15 protein-coding genes, 2 tRNA genes and 2 pseudogenes are annotated in these 20,744 nt (G+C 73.5%); 15 read left to right on the top strand and 4 right to left on the bottom strand.

Going from position 1 to position 20,744, the window contains the following annotated elements; all coding sequences use genetic code 11:
• The first annotated feature begins 270 nt into the window (after window positions 1–270).
• The 6 genes and pseudogenes from ACIP5M_RS00680 to ACIP5M_RS00705 all read left to right on the top strand — a co-directional run bounded on the left by ACIP5M_RS00680 (window position 271) and on the right by ACIP5M_RS00705 (window position 4,822).
• Window positions 271–1,011, top strand: a complete 741-nt coding sequence (locus ACIP5M_RS00680; protein ID WP_401190434.1) for a hypothetical protein — start codon at window positions 271–273, stop codon at window positions 1,009–1,011.
• Window positions 1,012–1,136: 125 nt separating this feature from the next.
• A pseudogene (locus tag ACIP5M_RS00685) lies at window positions 1,137–1,541 on the top strand (FAD-dependent oxidoreductase); the annotation flags it as partial.
• 5 nt (window positions 1,542–1,546) lie between these two features.
• A complete protein-coding gene (locus ACIP5M_RS00690; protein WP_401190436.1) occupies window positions 1,547–2,248 on the top strand; it encodes a hypothetical protein in 702 nt (233 codons plus the stop codon).
• Window positions 2,249–2,693: 445 nt separating this feature from the next.
• Window positions 2,694–3,473 (top strand): HAD-IIA family hydrolase, encoded by a 780-nt coding sequence (locus tag ACIP5M_RS00695; RefSeq protein ID WP_401190438.1) that lies wholly within the window; start codon window positions 2,694–2,696, stop codon window positions 3,471–3,473.
• An 82-nt stretch (window positions 3,474–3,555) separates the two neighbouring features.
• Window positions 3,556–4,170: a hypothetical protein gene (locus ACIP5M_RS00700; protein WP_401190440.1), complete on the top strand. Its 615-nt coding sequence runs from the start codon at window positions 3,556–3,558 to the stop codon at window positions 4,168–4,170.
• The gene (locus ACIP5M_RS00705; protein WP_401190442.1) at window positions 4,163–4,822 is read left to right on the top strand and encodes a class F sortase; all 660 of its coding nucleotides are present in this window, start codon (window positions 4,163–4,165) and stop codon (window positions 4,820–4,822) included. The genes ACIP5M_RS00700 and ACIP5M_RS00705 overlap by 8 nt, the downstream gene beginning before the upstream one ends.
• A 78-nt stretch (window positions 4,823–4,900) precedes the next feature.
• Here ACIP5M_RS00705 and ACIP5M_RS00710 read toward each other — a convergent pair.
• A tRNA-Lys gene (locus ACIP5M_RS00710) sits at window positions 4,901–4,974 on the bottom strand.
• 215 nt (window positions 4,975–5,189) lie between these two features.
• Here ACIP5M_RS00710 and ACIP5M_RS00715 point away from each other — a divergent pair.
• On the top strand, window positions 5,190–6,521 hold the full coding sequence (locus ACIP5M_RS00715; protein ID WP_401190444.1) for a peptidoglycan-binding protein: 1,332 nt from the start codon (window positions 5,190–5,192) through the stop codon (window positions 6,519–6,521).
• Window positions 6,522–7,134: 613 nt separating this feature from the next.
• Here ACIP5M_RS00715 and ACIP5M_RS00720 read toward each other — a convergent pair.
• Window positions 7,135–7,257 carry a hypothetical protein gene (locus ACIP5M_RS00720; RefSeq protein WP_401190446.1) on the bottom strand — a complete coding sequence of 41 codons (123 nt, stop codon included), beginning with the start codon at window positions 7,255–7,257 and terminating at the stop codon, window positions 7,135–7,137.
• Between the two features lie 472 nt (window positions 7,258–7,729).
• On the opposite strand from ACIP5M_RS00720, the gene ACIP5M_RS00725 reads away from it, so the two are divergent.
• The 6 genes from ACIP5M_RS00725 to ACIP5M_RS00750 all read left to right on the top strand — a co-directional run bounded on the left by ACIP5M_RS00725 (window position 7,730) and on the right by ACIP5M_RS00750 (window position 14,292).
• Window positions 7,730–9,370, top strand: coding sequence for an SPFH domain-containing protein (locus tag ACIP5M_RS00725; protein ID WP_401190448.1), 1,641 nt, complete (start codon window positions 7,730–7,732; stop codon window positions 9,368–9,370).
• A gap of 167 nt (window positions 9,371–9,537) precedes the next feature.
• Window positions 9,538–10,149, top strand: coding sequence for a lytic polysaccharide monooxygenase (locus ACIP5M_RS00730; RefSeq protein WP_401190450.1), 612 nt, complete (start codon window positions 9,538–9,540; stop codon window positions 10,147–10,149).
• A 26-nt stretch (window positions 10,150–10,175) separates the two neighbouring features.
• Window positions 10,176–11,882, top strand: a complete 1,707-nt coding sequence (locus ACIP5M_RS00735) for an AMP-binding protein (protein ID WP_401190451.1) — start codon at window positions 10,176–10,178, stop codon at window positions 11,880–11,882.
• A gap of 357 nt (window positions 11,883–12,239) precedes the next feature.
• Entirely contained in the window at window positions 12,240–13,532 is a 1,293-nt protein-coding gene (locus tag ACIP5M_RS00740; protein ID WP_401190453.1) for a sensor histidine kinase, read from the top strand.
• The gene (locus ACIP5M_RS00745) at window positions 13,514–14,170 is read left to right on the top strand and encodes a response regulator (protein WP_401190455.1); all 657 of its coding nucleotides are present in this window, start codon (window positions 13,514–13,516) and stop codon (window positions 14,168–14,170) included. The genes ACIP5M_RS00740 and ACIP5M_RS00745 overlap by 19 nt, the downstream gene beginning before the upstream one ends.
• 48 nt (window positions 14,171–14,218) lie before the next feature.
• Window positions 14,219–14,292, top strand: a tRNA-Lys gene (locus ACIP5M_RS00750).
• Window positions 14,293–14,568: 276 nt separating this feature from the next.
• Here ACIP5M_RS00750 and ACIP5M_RS00755 read toward each other — a convergent pair.
• Window positions 14,569–15,329: pseudogene (locus tag ACIP5M_RS00755) on the bottom strand (IclR family transcriptional regulator).
• Window positions 15,330–15,556: 227 nt separating this feature from the next.
• Between ACIP5M_RS00755 and ACIP5M_RS00760 the strand changes: the two are divergent.
• Both ACIP5M_RS00760 and ACIP5M_RS00765 read left to right on the top strand, forming a co-directional pair.
• A complete protein-coding gene (locus ACIP5M_RS00760) occupies window positions 15,557–16,669 on the top strand; it encodes an LLM class flavin-dependent oxidoreductase (RefSeq protein WP_401190457.1) in 1,113 nt (370 codons plus the stop codon).
• A gap of 252 nt (window positions 16,670–16,921) precedes the next feature.
• Window positions 16,922–18,622, top strand: a complete 1,701-nt coding sequence (locus ACIP5M_RS00765) for a glycosyl hydrolase family 18 protein (RefSeq protein WP_401190459.1) — start codon at window positions 16,922–16,924, stop codon at window positions 18,620–18,622.
• Between the two features lie 97 nt (window positions 18,623–18,719).
• Here the strand turns inward: ACIP5M_RS00765 and ACIP5M_RS00770 are convergent, their stop codons facing one another.
• The gene (locus ACIP5M_RS00770; RefSeq protein ID WP_401191813.1) at window positions 18,720–20,714 is read right to left on the bottom strand and encodes a putative bifunctional diguanylate cyclase/phosphodiesterase; all 1,995 of its coding nucleotides are present in this window, start codon (window positions 20,712–20,714) and stop codon (window positions 18,720–18,722) included.
• Window positions 20,715–20,744: the final 30 nt, after the last annotated feature.

Here is a 20,744-nt window from a genome sequence, read left to right on the forward strand (position 1 = left end):
CTCAACCCGCCGGCGCGGGATGCGCGGGGTGTGGGGCGAGCCCCGCGGCTCAGGTGCCCCCGAGGCGCCCGCGCCCCCGGCTCCGCGCCCCCGGCTCCGCGCCGTCGGGGTGGGCGGTTTGACCTCGTCGGCCGTTCGGGCGTAAACCGGAGCAGGTCGGGCGCGGCGGGCGGTTCCGGGTCGTGCGGGCGTGTCACCGTGCGGGCAGGGCCGGGGTGATTGTCACCTCGTCCGACCATCATCCCGTCCGGCGAGCAGCGAAGGTCTTCCATGCGACTGCGCAAAGCCCTTGCCCTCACCGCCGTACTCGTGGCCGCCGCCGCCACCGCCCCCACCGCGGCGGCGGACATCGGGGCCGGGGGCGGTGCCCGCCCCGCGCCCGCGCTGCCGTCCCGCGCCCAGGCCACCTGCGGAGACGGGAAGAGCACCGCCTTCCCCATCGGGGCCCGCATCCGCGGAGGCCCGGCCGTGTACCGCACCGGCGGCGAGCCGCAGACCTGGTACCTGGACCTGACCAACACCACCGACTCCACCTGCACCGCCATCCACCCCGTCGTCGTCCTCACCGACAAGACCCGCGCCCTGCGCCCCGCCCACCTGCGGATGGAGTTCGAGGCCCCGAGCGGCACCCTCCCCGTCAGCCTGGAGCGGACCGACCGCGACGAGATCATCGCCGTCTTCGACGGCGGCGACGCCTTCCCCGGCTTCACCGTCGGCCCCGGCGGATCGCTGACCGTCAAGGTCGGCCTCTCCTTCGCGCCCGACGCCCCCACCGGCGAGGTCCTCGCGGACGCCGCCCTCGTCCAGCGCAAGGGCGACGACGGCGACTGGATCGGCGAGGCCGGCGGCTACCGGTTCTCCGTCGAAGGCCCCGAGGACCCCGGCGAGGCCGGCTCCCTCGCCCACACCGGCCCGGGCGAACGGGCGTACGGCGCAGGGGCGCTGGCCGCCCTCGCCGCCGGCGGCGGACTCCTGCTGGGGGCCCGGCGGCTGCGCCGACCCGCGCCCTGATCCCGTACGGGCACGCGCGAAGCGGCCCGTACACGCGGCCCCGCCCCGACACCGCCGCCCGCGGCTACGAACTGGTCACCGCCGCCCGGGCGCGGAAGATCGACCCGGCCCTGCGCGGCGACTCCCGCTACTACCCCGCTTACCGGTCCGCCGCCCTCGACGAGCTCAACACCGGGCAGGCGTAGGCCCCGACCGCAGCCGCCCACAGGATGCAGCTGCTCATGGTCCAGCGCCAGGACGGCGGACCGACCATCGGCGACACCCACGAGTACGAGCACCCCTTCGCGTTCGACACCCTCGAAGACCCCTACGACCACTTCACCGAGGCGGTCGAGTTTTTCCTGGGCCGCCCCCCGCCGAAGATCCGGCACCGCCGGGCGGGCGTGTACGCGCAGGGCACCGACCCCACCCGCGTCGTCCACCGCCGGCAAGTGGCCGACGGCGTACGGCTGATGACCGGACCCGGCGGCCGAGGCATGACCTGTTCGCCCGCCCTTGCCGAGACCACCGCGAACGAACTGGGCTGGTGAGCGACATGACCACCACGGCCACCACCGCCGCCGCACCGGCGAGCCGGCTGATCGTCCTCGACATGGCCGGCACCACCGTCGCCGACGGCGGCCTCATCGCCCCGGTCCCCGGCGCCCGCGCCACCATCGAGGAACTCCGCGCCGACGGCCGCACCGACATGGTCCTGGCCGCTTTCCTGCGCACCGGCGCCGTGCCCGACGTATGCGGCCTCGTGGTGGCCGGCGACACGGCGTACGACATGCTCAGTGGCCGCCGCGCCGGAGCGGGCATCGTGGCGGACGTCCTCCACGCCGGCCACACCTCCGGCGCCGCGAGCCAGGAGTACCTGAATGCCATCGGCCGCGTGGACACGCTCATCGGCCAACCGCTCACGGCCGTCCACAACCGACCGGCCTACGCCCGGGAGAACTGGACGATCCTGGTCACCACCGACCACGGCCACACCGACGCGGGCGGCCACGGCGGCTCCACCATCCAGGAGCGCGGCACCTTCGTCATCGCCAAGGGCGCGGGCTTTCCCGCCGGTTCGGTACGGGACGACGTACGGCTCGTCGACGTGGCGGCGACCGCGCTCCAGCAGGTCGGCGTCCCCACGACCGGGCTGGACGGCGTCCCGCTGAACGCCCCGGACGACGCGACGCCTTCGACGGCCTGCGCCCCAGCCTCCGGGCCCGCGTGGACGAGACGGGCATCCCGTCGGGGGTGAAGGGCTTCACGCACACCCCGCCCGCCGACCGGTCCGTGGACAACTCCGGGAGGGGCACGGGCGGTGTCACCGAGCGGGCCGGATGGGCCTTCCCCACCGACGAGTTCTGGAGCCGGACGCAGCGCGACCAGTGGCGGGAGCCGAACGTCCGCTCCCGTGACGTCTTCGCCGTCGCCGACTCCGACGAGTGGGACGGATCCCGGCGGGCGCCACGGACATCCAGATCCGCTTCCGCTACAGCGGCGACAACCGCTGGTACTGGACCGTCGACACCGTCCGGCTGGGCTGATCCCCGCCCTCCCGGTCCGGGCTGTGGACGCCCCCGGCGTCCGCCGCCCGGCCCCGATAGGGTGGTACAGACCAGACGTCACAGACCGCAGGTCACAGGTCCCGGACCACGGGCCGCCGGTCAGGTCCCACGCCACCGAGAGCGGAGAACAGTCCAGTGGCAGAGCGCAAGCCGATCGAATCCTGGCTCACCGACATGGACGGGGTCCTCATCCACGAGGGCACGCCGATCCCCGGCGCCGATACCTTCATCAAGCGGCTGCGCGAATCCGGCAAGCCCTTCCTGGTGCTGACCAACAACTCCATCTACACCCCCCGCGACCTCCAGGCCCGCCTCAGCCGCATGGGCCTCGACGTCCCCGTCGAGAACATCTGGACCTCCGCGCTCGCCACCGCCAAGTTCCTCGACGACCAGCGCCCGGGCGGCACGGCCTACGTCATCGGCGAGGCCGGCCTGACCACCGCGCTGCACGACATCGGCTACGTCCTGACCGACCACGAGCCCGACTACGTGGTCCTGGGCGAGACCCGCACCTACAGCTTCGAGGCCATGACCAAGGCGGTCCGCCTGATCAACGCGGGCGCCCGCTTCATCTGCACCAACCCCGACGAGACCGGCCCCTCCACCGAGGGCCCGCTCCCGGCCACCGGCGCGGTCGCCGCGCTGATCACCAAGGCCACCGGCAAGATGCCGTACTTCGCCGGCAAGCCGAACCCCCTGATGATGCGGACCGGGCTGAACGCGATCGGCGCGCACTCCGAGACCAGCGCGATGATCGGCGACCGGATGGACACCGACGTCCTCGCGGGCCTGGAGGCGGGCATGCAGACCTTCCTCGTCCTGACCGGCCTGACCACGGCGGCGGACACCGAGAAGTTCCCGTACCGGCCGACCAGGACGGTCGCCTCGATCGCCGACCTGGTGGACCTCGTGTAACGCGTACGGCTGACACGTACGGCGCCGCTCCGGATGCGGAGCGGCGTGGCGCGCGTGAATCTCCTTGTTGAGGAGGTTCACCATGCGCAGTGTTCTGTTCGCGCTCCGTGTCACCGGGGTGGCCGTCGCCGTGACGGCATTGACCGCCGTGGCAACGCCCACCGCCCTCGCGGGCGAGGAGGACCGCTGGGGGAGCGGCGGCGATCGCGGCAGCATCTCGGTCGATCCGGACCCGGCCCACCCGGGGGCGCAGGTCAAGCTGCGCGTCCACGGCTGTGACGGTACGAGGGGCACGGCCAAGTCATCCGTCTTCGCGACGGACGTGGAGCTGTTCGGCCGCAGCGGCGACCACAGCCCGCTCTACGGCGAGGCGGTGATCAGCTCGCACGTCGAGCCGGGCCGGCACTCCATCCGGGTGTCCTGCGACGGCCACGACAAGGTCAGCGGCTCCATCGAGATCGGCCACCACCGCCCGAGCCACCACGCGTCGCCCGTCTGGCCGGTCCACGCGGGGGGCGGTGGCATGGCCGCCGAACTCCGGCAGAACTCCCAGGCCGCCGCGGCGGCCAAGAAGGAGCACGGGGGTGACGGACCGGGTCTGCCGCACACCGTGATCGGCGCCGTCCTGGCCGCCGCAGCCACGCTGGCGGTCGCGGGCCGGGCGCTGACCCTGCGCCGCCGCCGAAACGGTGACTGAGAGCAGGGCCTCCGGCGGCGGCCGGCTGCTGACCCTCGCGGCCTGGTCGGTGCTGGTGCTGGGCCTGTGGCTCTGGGGCCGCCAGCTCACGGGGGTCCCGGCCCCCCTCGCCGGTCAGGCCGGCGGGTCGGTGGGCCGGGGCCTGCCGGCCGCGCACGCCCCCCTCCGCGTGGTCCTGCCCCAGCGCGTCGACGTGCCCTCCATAGGCATCCAGGCCCCGGTGATCTCCCGGGGCCTGGACTCCGACGGTGCGATCGAACCGCCCCCGTACGACAGCCCGGGCACCGTGGGCTGGTGGGGCAACGGCACCGTGCCGGGCGCCGCCGGGACCGCGCTGATGGTCGGGCACGTGGACACCAAGTCCAAGCCGGCGGTGTTCTACGGGCTGAGCTCGGCGCAGCCGGGCGACAAGGTGCGGGTGGTGCGCACGGACGGTTCCGTGGCCGAGTTCACCATCGAGGACGTACGGGTCTACGAGCGGGCGGGCTTCGACCCGCACAAGGCGTACGGCCAGCGGGTCGAGGGCCGGGCCGAGCTGAGGCTGGTGACCTGCGGGGGTTCCTATGACAAGCGGGCCAAGGAATACACGGCGAACGTAGTGGTCTCCGCCTATCTGACGGGGGCGGGCGTCCGCCCGGGAACGGCGGCGTAGGCACCGCCGTTCGGCGGAAGTCCGGCAGCAACGAAGAAGCCCCTCACAGCTTTCGCTGCGAGGGGCTTCCTCCGTCTGTGCGCCGCCAGGGACTCGAACCCCGGACCCGCTGATTAAGAGTCAGCTGCTCTAACCAACTGAGCTAGCGGCGCTTGCTGACAGGGAAAACTCTACCCCACCTCCGCGGGTGCTCATGACCAGCCACGCCCGCCTTGTCCGATTAACCCATGTTTGGGGGGTTTATCGTGCACGATATGTCTGGCCGCGCAACATCTGACGCCCCGCCAGGTGTGGTCGCGGCCGACCAGTGGACGAGCAGGGGAGTGGACGGAACCGCATGACGATGCAGCCGCCGAGGCATGTGCCGATGCCGATGCCCGTTTTCGAGGAGTACGAGCCCGCGGGCGACTGCGCGTGCCGGGGGTGCGCCCAGCGCCGACGCTCCCTCGCCCGCGCCCGTGCCATACCGCTCCGTGACGGCGGCCATCCCGCCGCGCGCGGCGCCCGCCGGGCGCTGGTCCTGGCCACGGCCGCCGGGGTGGTCCTGAGCGGGGGCGGCGCGGCCGCGGCGGCGGTGACGACCCCCGCCCCGACCCCGACTCCCGGCCCGCTCGCCCTGGACGACCCCGGGTCCCCGCAGGGCGGCCGGGGCCCGCTGCACGGCCCCCACAAGGGCCCGGTCGGCAAGCCCGGCGCACCGGCCGGCCTGAAGCGGATCGACCGGACGACGATCGTCAACCGGGCGAAGCTGTGGCTGGACGCGCAGGTCCCGTACAGCATGTCGGAGTACTGGACGGACGGATACCGGCAGGACTGCTCGGGCTACGTCTCCATGGCCTGGAACCTCGGCACGAACGAGTGGACCGGCAGCCTGGACAAGTTCGCCACCAAGATCACCAAGGCGGAGCTGCTGCCGGGGGACATGCTGCTCTTCCACAACCCGGCGGACCCCAACAACGGCTCGCACGTCGTCCTCTTCGGCGGCTGGGTCGACGAGACGCAGACGCACTACATCGCCTACGAGCAGACGCGGCCCACCACCCGGAAGCTGGCCACGCCCTACGGCTACTGGGCCAACGCGAGCAAGTACATCCCGTACCGGTTCAACGGGGTCACGGGCGGGATCGTGCCCGAGGTCCCGGCACCGGGGCCCAAGCCGGGGGAGTCGACGGCCTTCCCGGGCGCCGCGAAGTTCGGACCGGGGCAGACCAACGACCACATCGCGCAGCTGGGCCGGATGCTGATCGAGCGCGGCGCGTACCGGTTCTACCCGAAGGGGGTGGCCGACCGGACGTGGAGCGAGCACGACCGGCTCGCCACCCAGGCCTTCCAGAAGGCCCAGGGCTGGACGGGCGCGGAGGCCGACGGCATCCCCGGCGCCCACACCTGGCGGCTGCTGGTGGAGCGACAGGGCCGGGACATCCCGCCGACGGTGGCGGGCGCACCGGGTCCGGGCGGCGTACGGGCCTACCCGGGGCCCGGGGTGTTCCGCCCGGGCCGGTCGCACGCGGCCATCGCCGCCCTGGGCCGCCAGCTGGTGAAGAAGGGCTTCGGCAAGCACTACACATCCGGTCCGGACTCCCGCTGGAACGAGGCCGACCGCCGCAACGTCGAGGCCTTCCAGCGCGCCCAGGGCTGGCGCGGTGCCGCGGCCGACGGCTACCCGGGCCCGGAAACCTGGCGACGGCTCTTCGCATGACGGAGGAAACGATGTACCCGACGCACACCACCTCGACGACAGGCACCCTCCGGGTCCCGCCCGCCCCGACCCCGGGACGGGCAACCCCGCCGCCCGCGCCCCGGGCAACACCCTCGACGTCATCCACTCCGGCGGCCACGTCCCTGGGAGTGACCTCGACGCCCGCCCCGGCGCCCGCGTCCGTGGGCATGACCTCGCCCCCCGCCCCGGCGTCCGCGTCGGTGGGCATGACCTCGTCCCCCGCCCCGGCGTCCGCGGCCCTGGGAATGACCTCGACTCCCACCCCGGCACCCATGTCCCTGGGAATGACCTCGCCCTCCGTCCCGGAGTCCACGTCGGCGGGACCGACGCTCACCTCCGTTCCGGCGGCTTCGCCCCAGGCGCTGACCGCTGCCTCCGGCGCGGAGAGCGCGCCACAGGCAGCGACCTCGGCCGCCGTCCCGGAGTTCCCTGGTGCGGGACCGACGTTGACCTCCATCCGGGAGGCCGGGCCCGCCGGAACGACCTCGGCCCCGGTCCGGGAGGCCGCGCCCCGGGGAATGACCTCGGCCTCGGCCCCGGCCCCTGCGTCCGCGCCCGCGGGAATGACCTGGACCTCCGTACCGGAGTCCCCTCATGCGGGACCGTTGGCCTCCGTACCGGAGCCCGTGACCCCGGCGGCGCCCTCGGCTGCCGCCCCGGCGGAGGTGCCGTCCGGGGCCGCGCGGGCGGCCTCGGCCCCTGTCCCCGCCGTCACGGACTCCCGGCCCCCGCTCGGCCACCTGGCCCCGGCAGCGGTCCCCGCGCCGGGCCCGGCTGCGGCCGTCGCGCCCGACCGCGCAGCAGCCGGCGTGGCGCCCGCGCCCGCGGGCCCGGCAGGGGTCTCGCCGGATCCGGCGGTCCCGCACGCATGCGCCGCGCAGGCGCCGGCAGCGGTCCCGGCCCCGGACCGGCCCACCGCTCCTGCCCCCGCCGCGGCGCGGTCCGCGGCCCCGCCGCCGGTCACCCCGGCCCCTGCCCCTGCCCCGGCCGCGTTCGGGTTCGCGGCGCCGCGCGTTCAGCGGGGCACCGGTCCGGCGCCGGCCTCCGATCGGGCGGCCGGCGGTGCGGCCACCGGCCCGGGCGGGACCGAGGTGCGAACTGCCGGCGCACCTCAGGGCACGGGCCGGGCCGGGGAGCCGGCGGCCGGGCGGGGCGTCGGTGCACCCCGGGAGGAGGCCGGGCCGGGCGTGTCCGAGGGTGCTTGCGGCGCGCCGGCACCGGCCGCCGAGGCCGAGGCCGAGACCTCGACCGGCTGGGCCGGCGCGCTTGCGGCGCTCCTGGTGGAGACTCCCGCCCGGGAGGTCCGCCCGGAGCCGGAGCCGTGGTCGGAGCCGGAGCCGTGGTCGGAGCCTCCGCAGTCCGGGCCGCAGTCGGTTCCGTTGGCGCTGCCGGCCGCCCGGGGCCGGACCGGGCCCGAGGCGGTGCATCCGTACGCGGACGTTCCGCACCCGCAGGAGCAGGAGGCGGCGACGGGCGACGCCCCGGCGGGCGTCGCGCGCCCGCGGACCGCCGACGGGGAGCCCGCGATCCCGCATCCCCAGGACCAGAGGCCCACCGAGCCGGACCCCGACGTGGACCCCGACCCCCACGCCGATCCCGAGGCCCGGCTCACCGCCGAAAAGGAGCCGGAGCAACCGCACTCCGGAGTGCCCGGCCCCGGCGTGGCCGAGATCGTCGCCCGGGCCGTGACCCGCGGGATGCGGCGCGAGCCGAAGCGGGGCCGGGTGCCGAAGCCCGGACGCGAGGGCGGCACCGAGGACATCGCGCCCCCCGGCCCGCACCGGGGCTCCGCGGTCACCGAGGTGCCGGTGCGCCTGCCCTTCCGCGCCGAGCCGCAGCGGCCGACCCCACCCGCCGACCCCGACCCCGACCCCGGCCCCCGCGCCCCGCGGACCACCCGGCGCCCGGCCGCCCCCGGCCGCCGGGTGCCGCCGGGCGACGAGCGGCTCCGGGAGCACCGCGGCCCGGTCCTGCCCGGCTGGGTCGGCGTCGGCGTCGGCGGCCTCGCCCTCGCCGGCTGCGCGGCCGTGTTCTGGCGGGCCGGAGTCGTCCCCCCGGTGATCGTGGCCGCCTTCGGGGCGAGCCCCCGCGCCTACCACGGCCTGCGCGCCACCCACTGGCCCCCGCTCGCCTTCCTCGGCATCGTCGCCCTCCTCGCCCTCGGCGGCCTCGGCCGCATCCGTACCGGCCACGCCTGGGTGCTCACCCTCTTCGGCCGCTACCGCGGCACGGTCCGCCGTACCGGCCTGACCTGGGTCAGCCCGCTCCTCCTGCGCCGCAGGGTCGACGTACGACTGCGCCACTGGCGCAGCGAGCCCATGCCCGCGGTGGACTCCGGCGGCCTCGCCCTCCAGGTCGTCGTCCAGGTCGTCTGGCAGGTCAAGGACACGGCCCGGGCCACCCTGGCCGTCGAGGACCACGTGGAGTACTTGGCCGAACAGGTCGAATCGGCCATGGCCCGCGTCCTGTCCCAGCTTCCCGCCGACGCCTTCCACGAGGACGCCCCGACCCTGCGCGACGCCGAGGCCGTCGGCGACGCGCTGACCCGGATGCTGGCGGCGGAGACCGAGGCCGTCGGGATCGAGGTCTTCTCGGCCCAGCCGACCCGGATCGAGTACGCGGCCGAGGTGGCCGAGGCCATGCGCCGCCGCCGCGTCGCGGCGATCGACGCCAAGCACCGGGACACCGTGCTGACTTCGGTCGTGGACGCCGTCGACGACACCGTCCACCGGCTGACCTCGCGCGGGCTCGTCGAGCTCGACGACTACGAGCGCAAGGCGCTGGTGAAGGACCTCACCGTCGCCTTCTACACGGGACGCGCCGAGTAGGGCGGCGCGGGGCACGGGAACGGGTGGCCGGAAAGGACCGGACCACCCGTTCTTCCGTTGGTATGGACACGGCCAACTCGCGTCAATAATCTGGGACTTGGTCTAGACCTGAAGTATCCCCACGCGTGCGCACGCTCACCGAACTCCCCCCACGTTCAAGGAGCATCATGCGTAGCCTCCGCATGCCCGGACGACGAGCCGGAGCAGCCCTGCTCGGTCTCGGCCTCGTCGCCGGCGTATCCGTCCTCAGCGCCCCCACCGCGAGCAGCCACGGATACACCGACACCCCCATCAGCCGCCAGAAGCTCTGCGCCAACAAGACCGTGTCGAACTGCGGCTCCATCCAGTGGGAGCCGCAGAGCGTCGAGGGCCCCAAGGGCTTCCCGGCGGCCGGGCCCGCCGACGGAAAGATATGTTCCGCCGGCCTGCCGCAGTTCGCCGAGCTCGACGACCCGCGCGGCGGCGCCTGGCCCACCACCAAGGTGACCAGTGGCCAGAGCTACGGCTTCCGGTGGCAGTTCACCGCCAACCACTCCACCACCGACTTCAAGTACTACGTCACCAAGAACGGCTGGACCGGCACCAGGGCCCTCACCCGCGCCGACCTCGACCCGCAGCCCTTCCTCACCGTCGCCTACAACGGCGCCCGCCCCGCCATGACCACCGTCCACCAGGGCGCCATGCCGAGCGGGAAGTCCGGCCGTCACATGATCCTGGCCGTCTGGACCATCAACGACACGGCGAACGCCTTCTACGCTTGCTCCGACGTTCAATTCTGACGCTACGTCAGATACTCTCCGGCGGCATGCGGACGACGACTGCACCCGAAACCGTCGCGGAGCTCATCGCGCGCCAATGGGGCGACCACCGGCCCGGGCTGATGTACGGGGACGCCGAACGGCACGTCCTCACCCACCACCGGACCGCCCAGGAGGCCGCCGCACGCGCCGCGCTCCTCGTCGACCTCATGCCGCCGGAGGCCGAACCCCACCTCGGGGTGCTCCTGGACAACACCCCCGAGTTCCCCTTCTGGCTCGGCGCGGCGGCCCTCGCCGGGGCCGCCGTCGCCGGGATCAACCCGACCCGGCGCGGCCCCGAGCTGGCCCGCGACATCCTGCACACCGACTGCCGGATCCTCGTCACCGAACCCGTCCACCTCCCGCTGCTGCGCGGCCTCGACCTGCCGGGGGTACGGATCCTGGTGACCGGCACCGAGGAGTACGAGACCCTGCTCGCCCCGTACGCCGCCGCCAAGCCGGGCGAGGCGGTGCTGGCCGGCCCCGGCCCGGCCTCGCGGCTGCTGCTCTACTTCACCTCCGGCTCCACCGGCGCGCCCAAGGCCGCCATCTGTACCCAGGGCCGGCTGGCGGCGGCGGGCTCCGCGCTGGCCCGCCGGTTCTCGGTGGGCCACGACGACGTCCACTACGTCTGCATGCCGCTCTTCCACGGCAACGCGGTCATCGCCGACTGGCTACCGGCGCTCACCGGCGGGGCCGCGGTGGCGCTGCGCCGGCGCTTCTCGGCCTCCGCGTTCCTGGACGACGTACGGGCTTACCGGGCCACGTACTTCACGTACGTCGGGCGGGCGATCCAGTACCTTCTGGCCACCGAGCCCCGCCCCGACGACCGCGCGCACACCCTGCGGCTCGGCTTCGGCACCGAGGCCGGGGCGGTCGACGCGGCCCGCTTCACCGAGCGGTTCGGGGTCCGGCTGGTGGAGGGCTACGGAGCCACCGAGGGCGGCGCCTCGGTCCAGCACACCCCGGACACCCCGCCGGGCGCCCTCGGCCGGGCGGGCGCCGGCGACGACCTGGCGGTGATCGACCCGGAGACGGGTCTCGAGTGTCCGCCCGCGGTCCTCGACGCGCAGGGCCGCCTGCTGAACGGTTCCTCGGCCATCGGCGAACTGGTCAACCGGGGCCGCAGCCTGTTCGAGGGCTACTGGCGCAACCCGGAGGCGGAGGCCGCGCGGACGCGGGAGGGCTGGTACTGGACGGGAGACCTCTTCTTCCGGGACGCCGACGGGTACCTCTACTTCGCGGGCCGTACGGACGACCGCCTCCGGGTCGACAGCGAGAACCTGGCGGCCGCGGTGATCGAGAACATCCTGGCCCGCTGGTCCGACGCGGCGGCGGTCGCGGTGTACGCCGTCCCGGACGAGGTCGCGGGCGACCAGGTGATGGCGGCCGTGGCCCTCCGGGAGGGAGCAGCCTTCTCCCCCTCCTCCTTCGCGTCCTTCCTGGCCGCCCAGCCCGACCTGGGCACGAAGATGAGCCCGCGCTACGTCCGCGTGGTCCGGGCCATGCCGGTCACGGCCACCAACAAGATCCACCGCGCGGCCCTCCGCCGCGAGGCGTTCCTCCCCCAGCCCAGCCCGGACCCGATCTGGCACCGCACCCCCTCGGGCCCCTACGAGCCCCTGACCCCCGACATCCTGTCCACCCTCCTCACGACGTACGAGTCCCACGGCCGCAGCCACCTCCTCGTCCAGACGGGTCGGAACGCCCCCTGAGGAGGCTCTGCCCCCGAACCCCCCGCGCCTCAAACGCCGGCGGGGCTGGAGGGTGCGCGACCTCCGCCGTCAGGTGTGCCGCCGCTGCGGGGCTCCGCCCCGGACCCCGCGCCTCAAACGCCGGCGAGGCTGGATTTTGCTCCCGTCCGCCCTTCAGCTGCGGGAAATCCAGCCCCGCCGGCGTTTGAGGCGGATCTTTGAGCCGCGCCGAAAGGCCGGGCAGTGGCCACAACCAGCCCCGCCGGCGTTTGAGGCGCGGGGGTCCGGGGGCGGAGCCCCGGGGGTAGGGCCAGGGCTACCTCCGGGACGCCCGCAGGGGCCATCGCGGCCCGGCAGCCCCGCGGCTAGCGTGCCCGCATGGACGACGACGGCCGCAGCCCCCGGCAGGCACCGACCCCCGCCCCCCACCACCTCCGCACGGCGCAGCCCTGGCGCGCCGCCGGCTACCTCGCCGGGAGCGCCCTGACCGGCATCCCGGTGCTGCTCGCCCTCGTCCTGCTCGCCACGGCCGGAGCCGCCCTCGGCGTCGTCCTCGTCGGCCTGCCCCTCCTCGCGCTGCTCGGCCTCGTCGGCATCCCGACCGGCGCCGTCGAGCGCCGCCGGCTGCGGCTCGTGGACACCGAGCCCGCCCCCACCCCCCACCGCACGCCCGCCGAGCCCGGCCTCGCCGCCTGGGCCCGGCTGCGTTACCGAGAGCAGGCCACCTGGCGCGAGCTCGGCTACGCCGTCCTGCACGGCTTTCTCCTCTGGTGGGTGGACCTCACCGTCCTCGCGGCCTTCCTCGGCCTCCCGCTGCTGCTCCTCGCGACCCCGCTCCTCCTCGCCCTCGCCGCCGACCACGAGGTCAAGGTCGTCAAACTCTGGCTGGTCACCGGCTACCCCGCCGCCTTCGCCTGCGCCGCCGCCGGCGCGGCGCTCCTCCCCGCCCTCCTCCACCCCCTCTCCGTCTACGCCGGCGCCCGCGCCGCCCTCGCCCGCGTCCTCCTCGTCCCCCGCGAAGGCGAGCTCCGGGACCGGCTCGACGAGGTCACCCGCTCCCGGGCCCGCCTCGTCGACGCCTTCGAGGCCGAGCGCCGCCGCATCGAGCGCGACCTCCACGACGGTGCCCAGCAGCGGCTCGTCGCCCTCACCATGACCCTCGGCCTCGCCCGCCTCGACGTACCCCCCGGCCCGCTCGCCGACCAACTGGCCACCGCCCACCAGGAAGCCGGCCGGGTCCTCACCGAGCTGCGCGAGCTGATCCACGGCATCCACCCCCAGGTCCTCACCGACTACGGGCTCCCCGGCGCCCTCGCCGACATCGCCGAACGGTCCGCCCTCCCCGTGGACACCGACGCCGTCGATCCCGCCCTGCCCCGCCTGCCCGAGTCGGTCGAGGCCGCCGCCTACTTCGGTGTCTGCGAGGCGCTCGCCAACATCGGCAAGCACAGCGGCGCCGGCCGCGCCGCCGTCGCCGCCCGGCACACCGGCGCCGCGCTGCTGATCGACGTACGGGACGACGGCCGTGGCGGCGCCGATCCGGCCGCCGGCTCCGGCCTGACCGGACTCGCCGACCGGATCGCGGTCCTCGATGGCACACTGACGATCACCAGCCCGCCCGGCGGGCCGACCGTCCTGAGCCTGGAGATCCCGTGCCCGGTGAGCCCCTGAGAGTCGTCCTCGCGGAGGACAGCGTGCTGCTGCGGGAAGGGCTCGTCGGCCTGCTGACACGTTTCGGCCACCAGGTGGCGGCCGCCGTCGGCGACGCCGACGGACTCCGCGCCGCCGTCGCCTCGCACGATCCGGACATCGTCGTCACCGACGTACGGATGCCCCCGGGCTTCACCGACGAGGGCCTGCGCGCCGCGGTCGAGCTCCGCGCCGCCCGCCCGGCGCTGCCGGTGCTCGTGCTCAGCCAGTACGTGCAGCGCTCGTACGCCGCCGACCTGCTCGACTCGGGCGACGGCAGCGGCGTCGGCTACCTCCTGAAGGACCGGGTCGGTCAGGTGGAGCAGTTCCTCGACGCGGTGGTCACGGTGGCCGCGGGCGGCACTGTCGTGGACCCCGAGGTCGTACGCCAGCTGCTGCGCCGGCGGCGCGACCCCCTCACCGCCCTGACCCCGCGCGAGCGCGAGGTGCTGGGCCTGGTCGCGGAGGGGAAGTCCAACGGGGCCATCGCCCGGGAGCTGGTGGTGACCGAGGCGGCCGTCGGCAAGCACATCGGGAACATCCTGGGGAAGCTGGACCTGCCGCCGGCCGAGGAGACCCACCGCCGCGTCCTGGCGGTCCTCGCGTACCTCCGCGGGTAATGGTTTTGAGCACCCCTGAGGACCAGGTAGTATTTTCTCTGTCAGCAGGCGCCGCTAGCTCAGTTGGTTAGAGCAGCTGACTCTTAATCAGCGGGTCCGGGGTTCGAGTCCCTGGCGGCGCACCTGTCCTTCGGGCGGTTTCCGGTTCACCGGGAACCGCCCGAAGTGTTTTCCGGGCCGGGCAACCAGGGGCTTCCGGGACCTTGCCCGGTTGCCCCCAACCCCCTAGGTCGTGTCGTCAAAGTCCCGCCTGGCCGGCGGGGTCTGGCACGCACGCTCGCCGCGTTGTCGTCGGTCACCGACGCTCCGCGTCGATTCCCTCCTCCGCCTTGCGACCGCACGCACCAGACCCCGCCGGCCCGCCCTTCGGGCGGCCGGCGCTACTTTGACGACACTCCCTAGAGCGTGAGCGACAGCAGCAGCGGCGCCGCCTTCCGGTTCAAGGTGTCGGCCGCGGCCCGCAGCCGGTGCGCGTGCTCGACCGGCATCGACAGTGCCAGGCAGCCCACCGACGCCCCGGCCGTGATCGGCACCGCCGCGCAGACCGTGCCCACGGCGTACTCCTGGAGGTCCAGCACCGGCACGGTGGCCGGCTGGGCGTCCAGCTTGGAGAACAGGATCCGCTCGTTCACGATCGTCTTCGACGTGAGCCGGGCGATCTTGTGACGGGACAGGTGGTCACGCCGCCCGTTCAGGTCGAGCTGGGTGAGCAGGCACTTGCCGACCGCACTGGCGTGCGCGGCGGAGCGGAAGTCGACCCACTCGTGCACCTTGGGAGTCCGCGGGCTGTCCGCGAACTGTGTGATCCTGACCTCACCGTCCACGTACCGGCTGATGTAGACGGCCGCGCCGACCGAGTCCCGCAGCCGGTCCAGGGTCTCCTGCAGCTTGTCGGTCAGCGCGCTTGCTGCCGGTCGACACCGGAACCGAGCAGGACGAGGGAATCCCCTATGGCGTAGGCGCCGTCGGACACCTGCAGGACGTATCCCTCCCGGCGCAGCATGAGCAGCATCGGGGCGAGATGGACGGCGGGCAGGCCGGTCTCACGCGCGATCTGCACGTCGGTCACACCACCGGTGTGCCGGGCAATCGTTTCGAGTACGCGCAGGGCGTACTGCACCGAGTGGAACGGCGCGGTCGGCTCGGGCTTCAGCGCCACGGTTTCCCCCTAGCAGGTTGTTACCGCTTGCCCTACCACGATAGCCATCAAGAGGCCCATGTGGAGCGCCTGTTGAGGAGATTAATGGCTCAATCATGTCTCTCTGCCAGGACCTACTCCATTGGCATATGCCATGGTCAAGGGCGCTGCCCCGTGTGCCGGGAATGCCCGGGCCCCGCGCGCGGTTCGAAGTCTCCGTACGGACGGGAACCGAGACGGGAGCGACGATGAGTGACACCGGGGACGGGCATCGGCAGGAGGGTCGCGACGCGATCCGCGGCACCGCGAGGGGCCGGGCGCCCGTACCGCTTTCTGTCCTGGACCTCGTGACCGTGGGCGCCGGCAGCACCGCCCACGCCTCCCTGCGCACCAGTGTGGACATAGCCCGGCTCGCCGAGTCCCGGGGCTACCACCGCCACTGGGTCGCCGAGCACCACTCCATGCCCGGGGTCGCCAGCTCCTCCCCGGCCGTGATCCTGGCCCACCTCGCCGCGCACACCTCCCGCATCCGGCTCGGTTCGGGCGGGGTCATGCTGCCCAACCACGCCCCGCTCGCCATCGCCGAGCAGTTCGGCACCCTGGAGGCGCTCGCCCCGGGGCGGATCGACCTCGGACTCGGCCGGGCGCCGGGCACCGACGGGCGCACCGCGGCCGCGCTGCGCGGGCCCGGACGGCTGGACGAGTCCGCGGAGGCGTTCCCCCGGCAGCTCGCGGAGCTCACCCGCTTCCTCGACGACGACTTCCCCGACGGGCACCCGTACGCGCGCGTGCACGCCGTACCCGGTCCGGTGCAGGGGCCCGCCGGGCGGCCGCCGCTGTGGCTGCTGGGCTCCTCCGGGTTCAGCGCCCGCCTCGCGGGGGAGCTCGGACTGCCCTTCGCCTACGCCCACCACTTCTCGGCGGCCGGCACCCTGCCCGCGCTCGACCTCTACCGGCAGAGCTTCCGCCCCTCGGCCGTCCTGGACGCGCCGTACGCCCTCATCGGTGTCTCGACGCTCGCCGCGGACACCGAGGAGCGGGCCCGCGCCCAGGTGCTCACGGGCGCCCTGTCGATGCTGCGGCTGCGCAGCGGCCGGCCCGGCCTGGTCCCGACGCCCGAGGAGGCGGCGGCGTACGCCTTCTCCCCGCTGGAGCGGGAGTTCGTGGACGGCTGGCTCGCGAACATCGTCCACGGCACCGCCGACGAGGTGCGCACCGGACTGGACGACCTCGCCAAGAGGACGGGTGCGGACGAGCTGATGCTGACCGCCAACGCCCACAGCGGCGCCGCCAGGTTGCACTCCTACGGCCTCGTCGCAGATGCGTACGGCATGCCCACGGAGGCGCCCGCCGCCGGTTGACCGCAGGCGAACGGGGTTCGGCTGGTTTGTTGCCGAAACCTTGCCGCGGGCCGTCCTGAAACACCGTTAAACCGCTCGTCACCCGGGGTGGCGGGCGGTTTCTGATGTGCGCTCAGGTCTCTGACGAGGGCATTTGCTGCAGGAGTGGTCTAGTCCTTCTTTGGTCCAAACCATTGACGGAGGACGGCGGTGATCGCTATCACTTCTCTCACCCGCCAGTGATGCCCTCCCCCCACCTCCGGAGGCAGTTCCATGCACATCCGTAAACCCCTCATCGCGGCCGCCGCCACCGCCGCGCTGGCAGCCGGGGCGCTCGCCTCCTTCGCGGGGCTCGGCACCGCCCAGGCCGCGGACGCCTCTGCGACCGCCGCGGCCGGCGGCGTGCGCATCGCCTACTACGACCAGTGGAGCGTGTACGGGAACGCCTTTTACCCCAAGCACCTCGACACCCGCGGCATAGCGGGCAAGCTGGACGTCATCAATTACTCGTTCGGCAACATCCACCCCACCAACCTCACCTGTTTCGAGGCGAACAAGGCGGCGGGCGACGACAACAACCCCAACGCCGGTGACGGCGCGGGCGACTCGTACGCCGACTACCAGAAGTCCTTCAGCGCGGCCGACAGCGTCAGCGGGGTCGCCGACAAGTGGGACCAGCCGATCGTGGGCGTCTTCAACCAGTTCAAGCAGCTGAAGGCCAAGTACCCGCACCTGAAGATCAACATCTCGCTGGGCGGCTGGACGTACTCCAAGTACTTCAGCGACGCGGCGAAGACCGACGCCTCCCGCAAGAAGCTCGTGTCCTCCTGCATCGACCAGTACATCAAGGGCAACCTGCCGGTCGAGGGCGGATACGGCGGCGCGGGCAGCGCGGCCGGCATCTTCGACGGCATCGACATCGACTGGGAGTACCCCGGCTCCTCCGGCGGCCACCTGGGCAACCACTACGCCCCCGAGGACAAGCAGAACTTCACGCTCCTGCTCAAGGAGTTCCGCACCCAGCTCGACGCCTACGGCGCGGCCAACGGCGGCAAGAAGTACCTGCTGACCTCCGCCCTCCCGGCCGGCCAGGACAAGATCAAGTACATCGAGACGGACAAGATCGGCGCGTACCTCGACTACGCGAACATCATGACGTACGACATGCACGGCGCCTGGGACGGCGACGGGCCGACGTACCACCAGTCCCCGCTGCAGCCCTCGGCGGCCGACCCGACCGACCCGATCGCGCCGGGCACCGAGAAGTACAGCATCGACAACGCGATCGACTCCTGGATCGACGGCAACCCGGCCTACGGCATCGCGGGCGGCTTCCCCGCCAACAAGCTGACCCTGGGATACGAGTTCTACTACCGCGGCTGGAAGGGCGTCCCGGCCGGCACCACCAACGGCCTCGCCCAGACCGCGACCGGTGCCTCGGGCGCCCGGCCCACCAGCCAGCAGGCCGGCATCGCGATGTACAAGGAGCTCGGCGGCATCGTCGACAACCCGGCGACGACCTTCTGGGACGACCGGGCCAAGGCCTCGTACTTCTACAAGGACGGCGAGTTCTTCACCGGCCTGAACCAGAGGTCCATCCAGGCCCGGGTCGACTACGGCAAGCAGCGAGGCCTGGCCGGCGCGATGATGTACTCCCTGCTCGGCCTGGACGCCAACACCACGCTGCTGAACCAGATCTCGGACGCCCTCGGCGGAGCCACGCAGCCGCCGGTCACCACGCCTCCGACGACCACCCCGCCGACCACGACCCCGCCGACGACCACTCCGCCGACGACGACCCCGCCGACCACCGGCTGCGGTTCCACCCCGGCGTACGTCGCGGGCACGGTCTACACGGCGGGCAACGAGGTCTCCCACAACGGGCACAAGTGGAAGGCCCAGTGGTGGACGCAGAACGAGACGCCGGGCACCACCGGTGAATGGGGTGTCTGGAAGGACCTCGGCGCCTGCTGATCTCCCCCCACCCCGCGCCGAGCGCCGGCCGCCCCCGTCCTCGTCCGAGGCCGGGGGCGGCCGTGTCGGCGCCACCGGCGGCCCGCCCGCGCGCCCCTCAGACGAGGGGGTGCGGGGCGGGGCCGTCCTGTTCGGCGGAGGAGGCCTGGCATGCCGCAGCCGGTGCCGGTGCCGGTGCCGGTGCCGGGTCAGGGGCCGTTTCCGGTTCCGGTGTCCCCGTGGCGGCGGCCGCCGCCACCCTGCGGCCGATCATGCGGGCGATCACGTCCGGGGCCACCGCCCGTGAGTAGAGCCAGCCCTGGCCCGTGTCGCAGCCGACCCGGCGCAGCCGGGCCGCCTGCCCGGCGGTCTCCACGCACTCCGCCGTCACCGTCAGCCCCAGCCGGTGCGCGAGCTGGACCAGCGCCTCGACGATGGTCTCGTCCGCCGGGTTCGGGTGCGTGCCCTCGTCGTAGCGGAAGCCCCGCACGAAGGAGCCGTCCAGCTTCAGCACCGAGACCGGCAGCCGGCTGAGGTAGGCGAGGTTCGAATAGCCGGTGCCGAAATCGTCGATGGCGATCCGTACGCCCATGTCGCTCAGCGCCTGGAGCGCCTGGAGCGGCCGGCCCGCCGAGCCCATCACGGCCGACTCGGTCAGCTCCAGCTGGAGCAGCTGCGGAGCCAGGCCCGTCTCGGCCAGGATCTCGGCGACATCGCCCACCAGATCCGAGTCCCACACCTGCCGCACCGCGACGTTGACGGACACGAAGACCGGTGAGTCGCTGGGCTGTTCGATCTGCCAGCGCCGCGCCTGCCGGCATGCCGTGCGCAGCACCCATCGTCCCAACTGGACGATGGAGCCGTCCTCTTCGGCGATGCCGATGAACCGATTCGGCGTCAACGTGCCGAATTGCGGGTGGTTCCAGCGCACCAGCGCCTCGACCCCGCGCAGCGCGCCGCTCTCCAGGTCCACCAGCGGCTGGTACTCCAGCTCGAACTCCCCGCGCTCCACGGCCGGCCGCAGCGTCGAGGACAGGGCCTGCCGGGTCATGCGGTGTGCGTTGCGCTCCGGGTCGAAGAGGGTCCAGCGGGCCTTGCCGTCCGCCTTGGCCCAGTACAGGGTCGTGTCGGCGGCTTGCATCAGACAGGTCGCGGAGGTCCCGGCCACCGCCCGCTCCACCACCCCGATCGACGCGGAGACCGACAGCCGCTGCCCGGCCAGGTCGAACGGCTCCTGTACGGCGGCCAGTACGCTCCGGGCCAGGTCGGCGAGCTGTTCGGTACCGGTGGAGTCCTCGACGAGCAGGGCGAATTCGTCGCCGCCGAGCCGTGCCACGAGGTGCCCGCCCGTGCGCCCGTATCCGGACTGGTCGGCGCAGTGGGTCAGCCGGGCCGCGACGGCGGCCAGCAGCCGGTCGCCGACCCGGTGGCCGAGGGTGTCGTTGACCGCCTTGAACCCGTCGAGGTCCAGGTAGCACAGCCCGATCCGCCCGGTGCCGCCGCCGTGTTCGTACGAGGACGCCTCCAGGGCGGCCGAGAGCCGCTCGAAGAACAGCGCCCGGTTGGGCAGCCGGGTCACCGGGTCGTGCATCTGGAGGTGGCGCAGCCGCGCCTGGAGGTCGCGCCGGTCGCTGATGTCGGCGACGGACAGCAGGACTTCGCCGGTCCCGGGCACGGGTCCGAGCGTGACCTCGGTCCACAGCGAATGCCCGTCGGGATGTTTGAGGCGCCGGGTGCAGCGCAGCCGGGCCTGGCGTCCGCGCAGCACCTCCTGGTACGAGGCCCAGGTGCGGGCCTCCGCCGCCAGGTCCACCAGGTCGGCGGCGCACCGGTGGACCAGTGCGTGCGGTTCGGAGCCCAGCAGTCCGGCGAACGCCTGGTTGGCGGTGACGACATAGCCGTCGCGGTCGACGACGGCCATGGCGAGGTGGGCCGCGTTGAAGGCGGCCTTGTAGTCGCGCAGATCGGATTCGGCGCGCGACGGGGATGCCGCCGCCGACACTGCAGGGTGACGCTCCGTAATGGCCGATCGGATGCTGTCGGCCGCCGAACCGGTTCCCTCTGAGGTTCCGCTCACCGTTGGCTCCCGCAGTGCTCGTGAGTGTCCGTGCAGGAAAGTCTGCCGATCATAGAGGCTGCCGGG

It is taken from the genome of Streptomyces sp. NPDC088762, assembly GCF_044750905.1.
Lineage (GTDB): Bacteria > Actinomycetota > Actinomycetes > Streptomycetales > Streptomycetaceae > Streptomyces.